General features: G+C 70.4%; 15 protein-coding genes and 2 tRNA genes. 13 read left to right on the forward strand and 4 right to left on the reverse strand.

Annotated features, from left to right (window positions below; genetic code table 11):
• Nucleotides 1-41: 41 nt before the first annotated feature.
• The 4 genes from gyrA (at nt 42) to SMD11_RS36430 (ending at nt 4202) form a co-directional block, all read left to right on the forward strand.
• Complete coding sequence (gene gyrA / locus SMD11_RS16940; protein ID WP_087927261.1) at nt 42-2672, forward strand: DNA gyrase subunit A; 2631 nt, start codon at nt 42-44, stop codon at nt 2670-2672.
• A gap of 180 nt (nt 2673-2852) precedes the next feature.
• Nucleotides 2853-3695 carry a DUF3566 domain-containing protein gene (locus tag SMD11_RS16950; protein ID WP_418952527.1) on the forward strand — a complete coding sequence of 281 codons (843 nt, stop codon included), beginning with the start codon at nt 2853-2855 and terminating at the stop codon, nt 3693-3695.
• A gap of 72 nt (nt 3696-3767) precedes the next feature.
• Nucleotides 3768-3841, forward strand: a tRNA-Ile gene (locus SMD11_RS16955).
• A gap of 226 nt (nt 3842-4067) precedes the next feature.
• Nucleotides 4068-4202, forward strand: coding sequence for a DLW-39 family protein (locus SMD11_RS36430; protein WP_003958712.1), 135 nt, complete (start codon nt 4068-4070; stop codon nt 4200-4202).
• Nucleotides 4203-4342: 140 nt separating this feature from the next.
• Here the strand turns inward: SMD11_RS36430 and SMD11_RS16965 are convergent, their stop codons facing one another.
• Both SMD11_RS16965 and SMD11_RS16970 read right to left on the reverse strand, forming a co-directional pair.
• Nucleotides 4343-5524 (reverse strand): serine/threonine-protein kinase, encoded by a 1182-nt coding sequence (locus SMD11_RS16965; RefSeq protein ID WP_087927264.1) that lies wholly within the window; start codon nt 5522-5524, stop codon nt 4343-4345.
• Between the two features lie 51 nt (nt 5525-5575).
• A complete protein-coding gene (locus SMD11_RS16970; protein ID WP_087927265.1) occupies nt 5576-6121 on the reverse strand; it encodes a helix-turn-helix domain-containing protein in 546 nt (181 codons plus the stop codon).
• Nucleotides 6122-6239: 118 nt separating this feature from the next.
• Here SMD11_RS16970 and SMD11_RS16975 point away from each other — a divergent pair.
• A tRNA-Ala gene (locus tag SMD11_RS16975) sits at nt 6240-6312 on the forward strand.
• Nucleotides 6313-6392: 80 nt separating this feature from the next.
• On the opposite strand, the gene SMD11_RS16980 is transcribed toward SMD11_RS16975, so the two are convergent.
• Nucleotides 6393-7055 carry a DUF5324 family protein gene (locus tag SMD11_RS16980; protein ID WP_087927266.1) on the reverse strand — a complete coding sequence of 221 codons (663 nt, stop codon included), beginning with the start codon at nt 7053-7055 and terminating at the stop codon, nt 6393-6395.
• A 247-nt stretch (nt 7056-7302) separates the two neighbouring features.
• Here SMD11_RS16980 and SMD11_RS16985 point away from each other — a divergent pair, with 247 nt between their 5' ends.
• On the forward strand, nt 7303-7830 hold the full coding sequence (locus SMD11_RS16985) for a peptidylprolyl isomerase (RefSeq protein ID WP_087927267.1): 528 nt from the start codon (nt 7303-7305) through the stop codon (nt 7828-7830).
• 99 nt (nt 7831-7929) lie between these two features.
• Nucleotides 7930-8802 carry a rhomboid family intramembrane serine protease gene (locus SMD11_RS16990; RefSeq protein ID WP_087927268.1) on the forward strand — a complete coding sequence of 291 codons (873 nt, stop codon included), beginning with the start codon at nt 7930-7932 and terminating at the stop codon, nt 8800-8802.
• 332 nt (nt 8803-9134) lie between these two features.
• Here SMD11_RS16990 and crgA read toward each other — a convergent pair whose 3' ends face one another.
• Nucleotides 9135-9392, reverse strand: coding sequence for a cell division protein CrgA (gene crgA, locus SMD11_RS16995; protein ID WP_087927269.1), 258 nt, complete (start codon nt 9390-9392; stop codon nt 9135-9137).
• Nucleotides 9393-9536: 144 nt separating this feature from the next.
• Between crgA and SMD11_RS17000 the strand changes: the two genes are divergently transcribed.
• The 6 genes from SMD11_RS17000 to SMD11_RS17025 all read left to right on the forward strand — a co-directional run bounded on the left by SMD11_RS17000 (nt 9537) and on the right by SMD11_RS17025 (nt 13569).
• A complete protein-coding gene (locus tag SMD11_RS17000) occupies nt 9537-10301 on the forward strand; it encodes a DUF881 domain-containing protein (protein WP_199843898.1) in 765 nt (254 codons plus the stop codon).
• Nucleotides 10302-10319: 18 nt separating this feature from the next.
• Nucleotides 10320-11099: a class E sortase gene (locus SMD11_RS17005; protein ID WP_087927270.1), complete on the forward strand. Its 780-nt coding sequence runs from the start codon at nt 10320-10322 to the stop codon at nt 11097-11099.
• A gap of 68 nt (nt 11100-11167) precedes the next feature.
• Nucleotides 11168-11344 carry a hypothetical protein gene (locus SMD11_RS35910; RefSeq protein WP_087927271.1) on the forward strand — a complete coding sequence of 59 codons (177 nt, stop codon included), beginning with the start codon at nt 11168-11170 and terminating at the stop codon, nt 11342-11344.
• Complete coding sequence (locus SMD11_RS17015; protein WP_087927272.1) at nt 11341-11979, forward strand: aminodeoxychorismate/anthranilate synthase component II; 639 nt, start codon at nt 11341-11343, stop codon at nt 11977-11979. Before SMD11_RS35910 ends, SMD11_RS17015 begins: the two co-directional genes overlap by 4 nt.
• Complete coding sequence (locus tag SMD11_RS17020; protein ID WP_418952449.1) at nt 11976-12818, forward strand: class E sortase; 843 nt, start codon at nt 11976-11978, stop codon at nt 12816-12818. The genes SMD11_RS17015 and SMD11_RS17020 overlap by 4 nt, the downstream gene beginning before the upstream one ends.
• Before the next feature lie 40 nt (nt 12819-12858).
• Nucleotides 12859-13569: a class E sortase gene (locus SMD11_RS17025; protein ID WP_087927273.1), complete on the forward strand. Its 711-nt coding sequence runs from the start codon at nt 12859-12861 to the stop codon at nt 13567-13569.
• The last annotated feature ends 55 nt before the right edge of the window (nt 13570-13624 follow it).

A 13624-nucleotide genomic window follows, 5' to 3' on the forward strand; every position in this document is an offset into this window, starting at 1 on the left:
CCACGAGAAACAGCCGCAGCGCGAAAGGACTTTGAACAGCAATGGCCGACGAGACCCCTGAGACTCCCACCGCCCCCGTGCCCGAGGTGACGCCCGAGGGCGCGCCCGCCCCGCTGGAGGGCGTCGGGATGCGCGTCGAGCCCGTCGGGCTCGAGACGGAGATGCAGCGCTCGTACCTCGACTACGCGATGAGCGTGATCGTCTCGCGTGCGCTGCCCGATGTGCGGGACGGCCTCAAGCCCGTGCACCGCCGCGTGCTCTACGCGATGTACGACGGCGGCTACCGCCCCGAGAAGGGCTTCTACAAGTGCGCCCGCGTCGTCGGTGACGTCATGGGTACGTACCACCCGCACGGTGACGCCTCGATCTACGACGCCCTGGTGCGCCTCGCCCAGCACTGGTCGATGCGCATGCCGCTCGTCGACTCCAACGGCAACTTCGGTTCCCCGGGCAACGACCCGGCCGCCGCCATGCGGTACACCGAGTGCAAGATGATGCCGCTGTCCATGGAGATGCTCCGGGACATCGACGAGGAGACCGTCGACTTCCAGGACAACTACGACGGCCGCAACCAGGAGCCGACGGTCCTGCCGGCGCGCTTCCCGAACCTGCTGATCAACGGTTCGGCGGGCATCGCCGTCGGTATGGCCACCAACATCCCGCCGCACAACCTCCGCGAGGTCGCCGAGGGCGCGCAGTGGTACCTGGCCAACCCGGAGGCGACCCCCGAGGAGCTGCTCGAGGCGCTGATCGAGCGGATCAAGGGCCCCGACTTCCCGACCGGCGCCCTCGTGGTCGGCCGCAAGGGCATCGAGGAGGCCTACCGCACGGGCCGCGGCTCCATCACCATGCGCGCGGTGGTCGAGGTCGAGGAGATCCAGAACCGCCAGTGCCTGGTGGTCACCGAGCTGCCCTACCAGGTAAACCCGGACAACCTCGCCCAGAAGATCGCCGACCTGGTCAAGGACGGCAAGATCGGCGGCATCGCCGACGTCCGTGACGAGACCTCCTCGCGCACGGGCCAGCGCCTGGTCGTCGTGCTCAAGCGCGACGCCGTCGCCAAGGTCGTGCTGAACAACCTCTACAAGCACACCGACCTCCAGACGAACTTCGGCGCGAACATGCTGGCGCTCGTCGACGGGGTGCCGCGCACCCTCTCGATCGACGCCTTCATCCGCAACTGGGTGACCCACCAGGTCGAGGTCATCGTCCGGCGCACCCGCTTCCGGCTGCGCAAGGCCGAGGAGCGCGCGCACATCCTGCGCGGTCTGCTGAAGGCGCTCGACGCCATCGACGAGGTCATCGCGCTGATCCGGCGCAGCGACACCGTCGAGATCGCCCGCGAGGGCCTGATGGGCCTGCTGTCGATCGACGAGATCCAGGCCAACGCCATCCTGGAGATGCAGCTGCGGCGCCTGGCGGCCCTGGAGCACCAGAAGATCACCGCCGAGCACGACGAGCTCCAGGCGAAGATCAACGAGTACAACGCGATCCTGGCCTCGCCCGAGCGGCAGCGCCTGATCATCAGCGAGGAACTGACGGCCATCGTCGAGAAGTTCGGCGACGACCGGCGCTCCAAGCTGATCCCCTTCGACGGTGACATGTCCATCGAGGACCTGATCGCCGAGGAGGACATCGTCGTCACCATCACCAACGGTGGCTACGTCAAGCGCACCAAGACCGAGGACTACCGTTCGCAGAAGCGCGGCGGCAAGGGCGTGCGCGGCACGAAGCTGAAGCAGGACGACATCGTCGACCACTTCTTCGTCTCCACCACGCACCACTGGCTCCTCTTCTTCACCAACAAGGGCCGGGTCTACCGGGCCAAGGCGTACGAGCTGCCGGACGCCGGCCGGGACGCCCGCGGCCAGCACGTGGCCAACCTGCTGGCCTTCCAGCCGGACGAGAAGATCGCCCAGATCCTCGCCATCCGGGACTACGAGGCGGCGCCGTACCTGGTGCTCGCCACCAAGTCCGGTCTGGTGAAGAAGACCTCCCTGAAGGACTACGACTCGCCGCGCTCCGGCGGTGTCATCGCGATCAACCTCCGGGAGACGGACAGCGGCGCGGAGGACGAGCTGATCGGCGCCGAGCTGGTGTCGGCCGAGGACGACCTGCTGCTGGTCAGCAAGAAGGCCCAGTCGATCCGGTTCACCGCAACGGATGAAGCTCTGCGCCCCATGGGCCGGGCGACCTCCGGCGTCAAGGGCATGAGCTTCCGCGAGGGCGACGAGCTGCTCTCGATGAACGTCGTCCGTGCCGGTACGTTCGTCTTCACCGCCACCGACGGTGGATACGCCAAGCGGACGAACGTCGACGAGTACCGCGTCCAGGGCCGCGGCGGCCTCGGTATCAAGGCGGCCAAGATCGTGGAGGATCGTGGCTCGCTGGTCGGCGCGCTGGTGGTCGAGGAGACGGATGAGATCCTCGCCATCACGCTCGGGGGCGGAGTGATCCGGACCCGGGTGAACGAGGTCAGGGAGACGGGCCGTGACACCATGGGCGTCCAGCTGATCAACTTGGGCAAGCGTGATGCCGTCGTGGGCATCGCACGCAATGCCGAGGCCGGTCGCGAGGCGGAAGAGGTCGACGAGTTGGTCGACGCAGCCGAGGGCGACGGGTCTCAGATGGCCGAGGGCGAGGCGCCCTCGGTCGAGGACACCGAGGAGTAAGTCGTGAGTCGAACCACGGGCACCGCGGCGAGCGGTGCTGGTGCCAAGCGGCGCAGCCCCGCCGGCCCTGTCGCCGACGATCCCGGTGCCCGTGGTTCAGGCGCTGACGGCGTCGACTCCCAAGGGGGGACCGTGACGGACACCCGAGACCCGAAGCCCTACCACCCGCCGCAGGCGTACGTGCCTCCGGCGGAGCGTTCCGCTTCGGGTTCCGGTTCCACAGACTCCGACCGCGCGGAGGCCGGCGAGCCGGCCGAGGCCGCCGGAGAGAAGACGGCGGGGAAGACCGCCGGGAAGGGGTCCGCGAAGGCAGCGGAGAAGGCTGCCGGGAAGGCCCCTGAGAAGACTTCCGGGAAGACCCCCGAGAAGGCGGCCGCGGCCACGGTGAAGGCCGCCGAGGCCGAGCCGGCGGGGAAGTCCGCCGCCAAGGCCGACGCCGCCGGTAAGGCGGGCAAGCCGGGGAAGGCCGATCCTCGCCGGCCCGCCCCGGTGGCCCAGTCCTCGGAGAAGCCCGCCAAGCTCGTCAAGGGCGCCGCGGCCTCCAGCGGCTCCCAGAGCGCCCCGGCGGCCGCCCAGCGGGCCGCGGAGCAGCCGCGGGTCCCCGGGCCCCGTCCGGAGCCGCGTACGGCCCAGGCGGCCCCGTCCGCCCCGCGTACGCGCAAGGCGCGGCTGCGGGTGGCCAAGGTCGACCCGTGGTCGGTGATGAAGGTCAGCTTCCTGCTGTCGATCGCCGTGGGCGTGTGCACGATCGTGGCCGCCGCGGTGCTGTGGACGGTCATGGACGCCATGGGTGTCTTCCAGGCCGTCGGTGGCACCGTCAGCGACGCCACCACGGGCAGCGAGGGCGGCGGCCTCGACCTGGAGTCGTTCCTGTCGCTCCCGAACGTCCTGATCTTCACGTCGCTCATCGCGGTGATCGACGTGGTCCTGGCGACCGCGCTGGCGACGCTGGGAGCCTTCGTCTACAACCTCTCCGCCGGCTTCGTGGGCGGCGTGGAGCTGACGCTCGCCGAGGACGAATAGCCGTCCTCGGCGGCCGGGGCCCGGACGATTTTGGGACTGGGCCCCAAGTGCGCTAATCTTTCGGTGCAGCGCGGGGCTATAGCTCAGACGGTTAGAGCGCTTCCCTGATAAGGAAGAGGCCACAGGTTCAAGTCCTGTTAGCCCCACCGGCCAGATCGGCCCGGACGGAGAATTCTCCGCCCGGGCCGATCTGTTTTGCGTGGCGGGGAAGTTGGCGTCCCGTCCGCTGCTTGTCCGGGGCACGTCCGCGGCTCGTCCGGGGTGTGTCACGGTGCGGGAAGCGGACCCCGCCAGGTCACCGATCGGTATCGGCCGGTGTGTATCATCGGCCACCAGAGGTCCCCTTACGTCAAGGAAAGACGAGGTCGCGCGGTGAAGAAGCTCCTCCTGGTCGCACTGGCCGCCATCGGCGGGCTCCTCGTGTACCGCCAGATCCAGGCGGATCGCGCCGAGCAGGACCTGTGGACGGAGGCGACCGACTCCGTGCCCGCAGGTTCGGGTGTGTGAGACAACAAGTCCTGAAGCAGAGCCCCGGCCGCCGACGCGGCCGGGGCTCTGTCGTTCCCGGGGGCCTTTCCGCGGCCGGGCGGCCGGCGACCCCACCGCTCGCAATTCACTCATGCAAATAAAATGATTGCGAAAGTGAATCAGCTGACGGACAGCGCCCAGATGCCCACCGCCAGGCAGATCAGGGCCACCAGCAGCACCGGAACGGCCACCTTCGCGGGCGGCCCCGGGCGCCTCTCCGGCCTCGGGCCGGAGGCGGGGCTCCCGGACTGCCCGCCGACCGGGCCGGCCGCCGTGTACGGGCGCGTGGGCGGGTAGGCGGGCACCGGAGGCCGGGGCGGGGCCGGGGTCGCGGGAGGGGTGTCACCGGGCGCGTACCCGGGCCCGGACGCCGCCGGGCGTGCCGGTCCGCCGGCCGCCTCCGCTTGCCCCTCCGCCTTCGGCAGCGGCCCGTGCGGGCCGAACCCCGGCGGCAGCGGGCCCAGCTGGTCGAAGACCTCGATCGGCTCCTCGTCGCCGGCCGGCCCGTCCATCAGCTCGACGGCCGCCGCCAGCGCCTTGCGCGCCCCCGAGGCCGTACGGAAGCGCATGCAGGGATCGGGCTGGAGCAGTCCCGCGATCACCTGCCAGAGCGGCTCGGGGATCCCTTCAGGGGCGTTGGGGGTGCCGTTCTCGACGAACCGGCGCACCAGGGCCTCGGCGTCGGGTTTGGCGCCCGTGAGGAGATACAGGGCCATCAGCCCGACGGCGAAGAGATCCGCGGGGAAGTCCGGCTCGTCCCCCAGCATTTGCTCGGGTGCGAAATAACCCGGCGTGCCCATCACGTAGTTGGTGTCCGTCAGCCGCGGCTCGCCCTTGCGCATGGCGATGCCGAAATCCGAGAGGCGGACATGGGGGCGGCCCGTGCCGGTCGCCTCCAGCAGGACATTGGCGGGCTTGATGTCCCGGTGCACCACACCCTCCGCGTGCACCGCGGTGAGCCCCGACAGCAGCTGTTCCAGCAGTACGCACACATAGTGCGGCGGTAAGGGCCCGTAGTCACCGATGAGATGGGCCAGCGAGCCGCCGCGCACCACGTCCATGGTGAACAGCACCTTGTCGTCGTCGGCCGCCCAGCTCATCGGCGCCAGCACATGGGGGTGGTCGATCCGCAGCCCCTGCTCGCGGACGAACCTCAGCAGGGTGTGCGCGTCGCTCTGCTGGAGGACCTTCGCCGCCACGTACCGCTTCCGGCGCCGGTCCCACGCCCGCCAGACGGCTCCCACCCCGCCGCGCCCGATCGGGTCCACCAGCTCGTACCGCCCGGCGAAGACCTCACCCATGGCGCTCGTATCACCCCCGCGTCGGCCGTCCCCGGCCCCACCCCGGCACGGTCAGCTCTGGTGCGCCTCGTAGTGCGCGACCGCCTCGGCGGTCCGCCCGGCGCCGTACACCCGCAGGAACTCGGCCAGTTCGGGGTGGGTCGGCGCGAGGGCGCGGGCCGCGTCGATGATGTCGCCGGCGCCCGCCACGGAGCGCAGCAGGGACTGGATCTCGCGGACCACGCGCCGCACGGTCGGCGCGCCGCTGCTGGCCGTGGTCTGGGTGGAGTTGAGGACCGAGCCGCCCGAGCTCTTCTTGACCTCCTCCATCCGGTCGGCGGCCTCGGCGGCGCTCACGCTGCCGTCCGCGACCTGGCTGGAGAGCTCCTGGAGGGCCTGCACCCGCTGCACCACCGCGGGGTTGCCGATCTTGGCTCGCTGACCGCTCATCAGCTGGGAGAGCATGGGCGCGGACAGCCCCAGGACGGACGCGAGGCGGGCCTGGTTGAGGCCGAGGTCGTCGATGAGACGGCGGAAGAGCGCGCCCAAGGGCTCCCCGTACCAGCTCCGCTGGAGCTCCCGTGCGCGGGCGGTGGCTTCCTGCTGTGCTGCGTCCATCTCGCTCTCCCCTTCGCTTCGCTGCCGCGAATCTTGCGGTGCATCCTACGGAGAGTGGTGTGCCCCGGCGATACCCGGTCGGGAAAGAGCGCCGCTACCGGGTATCCTGATCGGCGAAGGGGCCTTAGCTCAGTTGGTAGAGCGCCGTCTTTGCATGGCGGATGTCAGGAGTTCGACTCTCCTAGGCTCCACAGCCCACAAGCCGCGAGGCGGGAGACCATCAGGTCTCCCGCCTCGCGGCTTTTTCCCCAGCTTGTGGAGTCGCCGCAGGTCAGCGCTGCTCGCCGCGCTCCTCGATCTCGTCCTCCACCAGGTCCTCGCGGTCCTGCTTGGCCTGCACCTCGGGGTCGAGCGAGGCCTCGGCGCTGCCGTCGACGGAGGTCAGCGGGGCGCGGTCGGCGATCTCGGTGGGGGCGGGCGGTTCGACGAGCCAGTCGGGGTTGGCCTGCTTGTCCCACCACTTCCAGGCGGCGTACGCCCCACCGGCCAGCAGCCCGAGGAGGGCGAACCGCTTGGCGACCCGCCCGGAGCGGCAGCGGCGGTCGCGCCGCTTCACCAGCTTGTCGATCTCTTCGGCGGAGACGTGGCCGCGGAGGGCGGCGAGGGCGGCGGCGGAGCGGGCGACCGCCTCGTCGCGCACCGGCTCGGCGACGGCGCGGGCGCGCGCGGCGGCCTGGTCGACCTTCGGCGGGAGGGAGCCGCGGACGTGCTCCAGGTGCGGTGCCACCCGGGTGTGGTACTGCTCCCCGGCGGTGCTGCGGACCTGGCGCGCCGCGGTGGAGACCTTGGGGGCGAGCTGGACACGGGCTTCGTGCGCGTAGTGCACGGCGGCGTCCTTGGCCGTGCCGGCGTAGGGCGCCACCACTTCCGCGGCGTGTCGCACGCTGTCCTTCGCCGTGCCGGCCGCGGCGCGCACGCTGTCTTTGCGGGTCACGAGAACCTCCTCCTCGGTGGCGTATGTTTTGTCGCCTTTCCACCCAGTGGAAAATCATGCCTGCCGTCGGGCGGTCCGGCACGTGCGAGCGGGCATCCGGGTCAAGCGGGAGGGCATCGGATTTCCGGGGAGCTTCGGTCGACAATGCCACGATTCCGCGCCGCGCGCGGGCGTTTGCCCGCTACTCGCCGCGAACCGGCACGTGCGAGGATCGTTAGCCGTCAGTGAAGACTATGGAAGGTAGATCGTGGCTGAGCAGCTCTACGCCACCCTGAAGACCAACCAGGGCGACATCGAGATCCGGCTCCTGCCGGACCACGCGCCCAAGACGGTCAAGAACTTCGTCGAGCTCGCTCGGGGCGAGCGGGAGTGGGTCAACCCGGAGACGGGTCAGAAGACCACGGACAGGCTCTACGACGGCACGGTCTTCCACCGCGTCATCGAGGGCTTCATGATCCAGGGCGGTGACCCGCTGGGCAACGGCACCGGTGGCCCGGGGTACAAGTTCAAGGACGAGTTCCACCCGGACCTGGCCTTCACCAAGTCCTACCTGCTGGCCATGGCCAACGCGGGACCCGGCACCAACGGTTCGCAGTTCTTCATCACCGTCTCGCCGACCGCCTGGCTGACCGGCAAGCACACGATCTTCGGCGAGGTCGTGGGCGACGCGAGCAAGAAGGTCGTGGACGCCATCGCGACCACGGACACCAACCCGCGCACCGACCGCCCGGTGAACGACGTCGTCATCGAGTCGGTCGTCGTCGAGACCCGCTGAGCCCGGTCCTTCCGGGAACCCGGCGCCCCGCCCGTCCGTATGACGGGCGGGGCCGCGCGGCATGCACAGGCCCGCCCGCGACAGGTGCAAGGGGAACGCATGAACGACCAGGCCGTCGGCTGCTACCGGCATCCGGACCGGGAGACGGGCATCCGCTGCACCCGCTGCGACCGCCCGATCTGTCCGGACTGCATGGTCAGCGCCTCCGTCGGATTCCAGTGCCCGGACTGCGTGAGCGGCCGTACGGACGCCGGTGGCGCGGGTCACGGGGCCGGGCAGGCCGTCCCCGTGCGGGACACCACGCCCCGCACGATCGCGGGCGCCGCCCATTCGGCCGACCCGCGGCTGGTGACCAAGGTCCTCCTGGGGCTGAACGTCGCCCTGTGGATCGCCGTGATGTCCGTGGGCGACGAGCTCGTCTTCGACCTCGACCTCTTCACCCGGCTGGGGCCCTACGGGGTGGCGGAAGGCGAGTGGTACCGCCTTCTGACCTCGACGTTCCTGCACCAGGCGCCGATGCACCTGGCGTTCAACATGCTCTCGCTCTGGTGGCTCGGGCCACCGCTGGAGGCGGCGCTCGGCCGGGCCCGCTTCCTCGCGCTCTATCTGCTGTCCGGCCTCGGCGGCAGCGCGCTGACCTATCTGGTCACCGGCCCCTACGAGCCCTCGCTCGGCGCGTCCGGTGCGATCTTCGGTCTGCTGGGCGCGACGGCGGTGCTGATGCGGCGCCTCAACTACGACATGCGCCCCGTGATCGCGCTGCTCGTGCTCAACCTGATCTTCACCTTCACCTGGCACAACATCGCCTGGCAGGCGCACATCGGCGGCCTGGTGCTGGGCACCGCGGTGGCGTACGGCCTGGTGCACGCCCCCCGGGAGAAGCGCGTGCTGGTGCAGCGGATCACCTGTGGGGCCGCGCTGCTGGTGGTGGTCGTCGCCGTGGTCGCGCGGACGCTTCAGCTCGGGGTCTGAGCGGGTGTCGGGGACCCGTCGCGCAAGTCCTCCGGGGAGCTTTCCGGGGAGTTATCCACACCCTCGTCCACAGTGGGGAAAAACTCAGAAGATCTGTGGATAACTTCCCCGGCGTTGACGCCGGTGTGACTGATCACAAGCGCTGCGTATCCACCGCCGCAGCGCCGCTTCCAGCGGAAACGTAGCTCTGTGCGAGGGTGGACAGCTGTTCCCCACGGCATGCACAAGATTCTGTACGCGCTGTGGACAACCGGCGTGGACAACCCCTGGGGACAACGTCCCCGGCGGCCTGGAGGGCGGTGGCGGAAGGCCGCCGCCGCCCTACGGAGGTGCTACTTCCACTGGGTGGAGACCACGAACCCCGCCGCGATGAAGCCGAAGCCGACCACGATGTTCCAGTTGTGCAGGGACTCCACGGGCATGTCGCCACTGGTCACATAGAAGATGACGATCCAGGCCAGCCCGATGAGGAACATCGCCAGCATCAGCGGCGCCACCCAGCGGCGTCCGCTGTTCAGCTTGATGCTCTGCTGCTGCTTCGCCGGCGGCGGCGTGAAGTCGTCCTTCTTGCGGATCCGTGACTTCGGCACGAGGAACTCTCCTGTCGATGCGCTGCGTGACCGCGCTGGGGATACAAAGGGCTGACCGCCGAGTCGGCGAGCGACGGGACGCCACCTTCCCTCGGGCGTCCGTTAGCGTAGTGCTTCCGCGGCGTCGGAGAGGATAAGGGTACGTTGAGCAATTCTGCGGACTCCACCAGCACGCCTTCCCGGCGATTCCGGCCGGTCCGGCTGCTGACCGGCGGGGTCTTCGCACTGGCCGGCCTCATCTTCTGGATGAGCTTCAACACCGCCCACGGCACCAACATCCGCACCGACGACTCCATGCTCCGGCTCTCCGACCTCATCCAGGAACGCAGCCGCAAGAACGCCGCCCTGGACGAGAGCGCCGGCGCCGTCCGCTCCGAGGTCGACGCCCTCGCCCGGCGCGACAGCGGCAACACCGCCGCCCAGGACCGCGAGCTCGCCGCCCTGGAGAACGGCGCCGGCACCCGCGAGCTCAAGGGCACGGCCCTGACCGTCACCCTCACCGACGCCCCGCCCAACGCCACCCCCCGGATCCCCGGCGTCCCCGACCCCCAGCCGAACGACCTGGTCATCCATCAGCAGGACCTCCAGGCCGTCGTGAACGCCCTGTGGCAGGGCGGCGCCAAGGGCATCCAGGTCATGGACCAGCGGCTGATCTCCACCAGCGCGGTCCGCTGCGTCGGCAACACCCTCATCCTCCAGGGCCGCGTCTACTCCCCGCCGTACAAGGTGACCGCCGTCGGCGACCGCGGCGCCCTCCGCAAGGCCCTGGACACCTCCCCCGCGATCCAGAACTACCTCCAGTACGTCACCGCCTACGGACTCGGCTGGAAAGTCGACCAGCACGACGCGGTGACTCTTCCCGGTTACTCGGGCACAGTGGATCTCCACTACGCGAAGCCCACGGGGTAACCGAGGAGGGGAGCGCCGGTGCGTGCGCGACTCGTCGTCCGGACACTCAGCGAACTCTGCGTCACCGCCGGCACCCTGATCGTCCTCCTGGTGGTCTACGTCCTGTACTGGACCGGCGTCCGGGCGGACCACGCCATGGACGGCGCGATCGACCGCCTCCAGGACCAGTGGTCCGCCGGACCCGTGGAACGGCCGCGGCCCCCGGCCACCGGGGATGCCGCCGACGGGAGCACGCCCCCGGCACGCGGCGGCGGGGAACGCGCCGCGGCCCCGCCCGCGCGGGGCGGCGACCGGGCCCGCGGCACCGGGGCCGCCCCCGGCGGCTACCGCGACGGCCGCGCCTTCGCCGTCATGTACATCCCCCGCTTCGGCTCCGGCTGGGCCAAGCCCGTCCTCCAGGGCACCGGTACCGAGGTGCTCAAGAAGGGCCTCGGGCACTACGACCGCACCGCACCCCTCGGCGCCGTGGGGAACTTCGCCGTCGCGGGCCACCGCCGCACCTACGGCGACCCCTTCAAGGACGTCCCCGAGCTGCGCCCCGGCGACGCCGTCGTCCTGACCGACGGCACCACCTGGTACACCTATCGCGTCGACCGCGCGCCCTACCGGACCCGGCCCGAGGACATCGGCGTCATCGACCCCGTACCGGCCGCCTCCGGCTTCCGCGGGCCCGGCCGCTATCTGACCCTGACCACCTGCGAGCCCGAGTGGGGGCACAGCCACCGGCTGATCGTCTGGGCCCGCCTGGACGGCACCCGCCCGGTCTCCGACGGCAGGCCCGGGGCTTTGTCCGGCTGACCCCCGCCGCCGGTGTCGGCCCCTTACTCTGGTGCTGCAATTCAACGTCATCGGCAAATGGGGACAGCATGTACGGCTGGATCTGGCGGCATCTGCCGGGCAACGCGTGGGTGCGGGCGCTGATCTCGCTGGTGCTCGTACTGGCGATCGTCTACGCCCTCTTCCAGTACGTCTTCCCCTGGGCGGAACCGCTGCTGCCGTTCAACGACGTCACGGTCGACAACGGAATGGCGGTCAGTCGGTGAGCGCGCGCATCCTCGTCGTGGACAACTACGACAGCTTCGTCTTCAACCTCGTCCAATACCTCTACCAGCTGGGCGCCGAGTGCGAGGTGCTGCGCAACGACGAGGTGGAGCTCTCGCACGCCCAGGACGGCTTCGACGGCGTGCTGCTGTCGCCCGGCCCGGGCGCGCCCGAGCAGGCGGGCGTCTGCATCGACATGGTCCGGCACTGCGCCGGCACCGGGGTGCCCGTCTTCGGCGTCTGCCTGGGCATGCAGTCGATGGCCGTCGCCTACGGCGGCGTCGTCGGCCGGGCCCCCGAGCTGCTGCACGGCAAGACCTCGCTGGTGACGCACGAGAGCAAGGGCGTCTTCCACGGCCTGCCCTCGCCCTTCACCGCCACCCGCTACCACTCGCTCGCGGTCGAGCGCGAGCACTGGCCCGACGAGCTGGAGATCACCGCCTGGACCGACTCCGGCATCGCGATGGGCCTGCGCCACCGCGACCTGCCCGTCGAGGGCGTGCAGTTCCACCCCGAGTCGGTGCTCACCGAGTGGGGCCACCGGATGCTCGCCAACTGGCTGGTGACCTGCGGTGACGCCGGGGCCGTGGAGCGATCGGCGGGGCTCGCACCGGTGGTGGGCAAGGCCGGGGCGTGACCACCGGCCCGCGCGTCGTGTCGCAGCCCCTGCCGCCCGAGGACCGGGCGACGATGGTGCTGCGCAGGGTGCCGGGAGAGGCCACCGCGGCCGCTCCCGCGCCCGTACGGACGGGTGGGCGGGCGGCACGCCGCAAGGCGGCCCGGCAGGCCCGCAGGGGCAGCCTGGGCGTCCTCCTGTGCCGGCTGGTCGGCGAGCTGTTCATCACCCTGGGCGCGGTGATGCTGCTCTTCGTCGCCTACCAGCTGTGGTGGACCAATGTGATCGCCCATCAGCAGGCCGGCGGCGCCGCGAAGGACCTGCGGAAGACCTGGGAGAAGGGCGCGGGCGAGGACCGGGACGCGGGCGCCTTCTCCCCGGGCGAGGGCTTCGCGATCCTCTACATCCCGTCGCTCGACGTGAAGGCGCCGATCGCCGAGGGCATCGGCAAGCAGAAGGTCCTGGACCGCGGCATGGTCGGCCACTACGCCGAGGGCCCGCTGCGCACGGCGATGCCCTGGGACGAGCGAGGCAACTTCGCGCTGGCCGGCCACCGCAACACCCACGGGGAGCCGTTCCGCTACGTCAACCGGCTGAAGCCCGGTGACAAGATCGTGGTGGAGACCCGCAGCGCCTTCTACACCTATGAGATGACCACCCGTCTGGAACAGACGCCTCCGGCGAATGTCACGGTCATCCGGCCCGTCCCGGCGGGATCCGGCTTCACCCGGCCCGGCCGCTACATCACGCTCACCACCTGCACTCCGGAATTCACCAGTACGTATCGTCTGATCGTCTGGGGCAAGATGGTCGACGAGCGCCCCCGGAGCAAGGGCAAGCCGGACGCTCTCGTCGGATGAACCACTTACCGGACAGCAGAGCGAAGCGGGGTACGACGCGGTGGCACGGAACGACGGCGACGAACCCCACCGGCCGGCCCCCGCGCGGGGCCGGCTCGCCGCCACCGTGGGCGTGATCGGCGAACTGCTGATCACCGCGGGCGTGCTGATGGCCCTCTTCGTCGTCTACTCCCTGTGGTGGACGAACGTCCTCGCCGACCGCGAGGCCAAGCGCCAGAGCGGCACCGTCCGCGAGAACTGGGCGAAGAAGGGGCCGGGTGCCCTGGACACCAAGGACGGCATCGGCTTCCTGCACGTCCCGGCCATGCGGAACGGCGAGGTCCTGGTCAAGGGCGGCACCGGGAGCGACGTCCTCAACGAGGGTGTCGCCGGCTTCTACCGCTCCCCGGTGAAGGCCGCGATGCCCTGGGACAAGCAGGGAAATTTCACCCTGGCGGCCCACCGGGACGGCCACGGCGCCAAGTTCCACAACATCGACAAGATCAAGAACGGTGACACGGTCGTCTTCGAGACCCGGGACGTCTGGTACGTCTACAAGGTCTACGCGGAGCTCAAGCAGACCTCGAAGTACAACGTCGACGTCATCGACCCCGTCCCCAAGGAGTCCGGGAGGACCCGGCCGGGCCGCTATCTGACCCTCACGACCTGCACGCCGGTCTACACCTCCGACTACCGCTACATCGTGTGGGCGGAGCTGGAGCGCACGGAGAAGGTCGACAGCGAGCGCACCAAGCCCGCGGAACTGCGCTAGACGGCCCGCACAGCACGAGGTCCCGGCACCCAGGGGGTGCCGGGACCTCGGCCGT

It is taken from the genome of Streptomyces albireticuli, assembly GCF_002192455.1.
Lineage (GTDB): Bacteria > Actinomycetota > Actinomycetes > Streptomycetales > Streptomycetaceae > Streptomyces > Streptomyces albireticuli_B.

Coding starts and splice junctions, on each gene's coding strand:
- gyrA (WP_087927261.1), top strand. CDS start 42: ATGGCCGACGAGACCCCTGAGACTCCCACCGCCCCCGTGCCCGAGGTG.
- SMD11_RS16965 (WP_087927264.1), bottom strand. CDS start 5,524: ATGGGTGAGGTCTTCGCCGGGCGGTACGAGCTGGTGGACCCGATCGGG.
- SMD11_RS16970 (WP_087927265.1), bottom strand. CDS start 6,121: ATGGACGCAGCACAGCAGGAAGCCACCGCCCGCGCACGGGAGCTCCAG.
- SMD11_RS16990 (WP_087927268.1), top strand. CDS start 7,930: ATGAACGACCAGGCCGTCGGCTGCTACCGGCATCCGGACCGGGAGACG.
- SMD11_RS35910 (WP_087927271.1), top strand. CDS start 11,168: ATGTACGGCTGGATCTGGCGGCATCTGCCGGGCAACGCGTGGGTGCGG.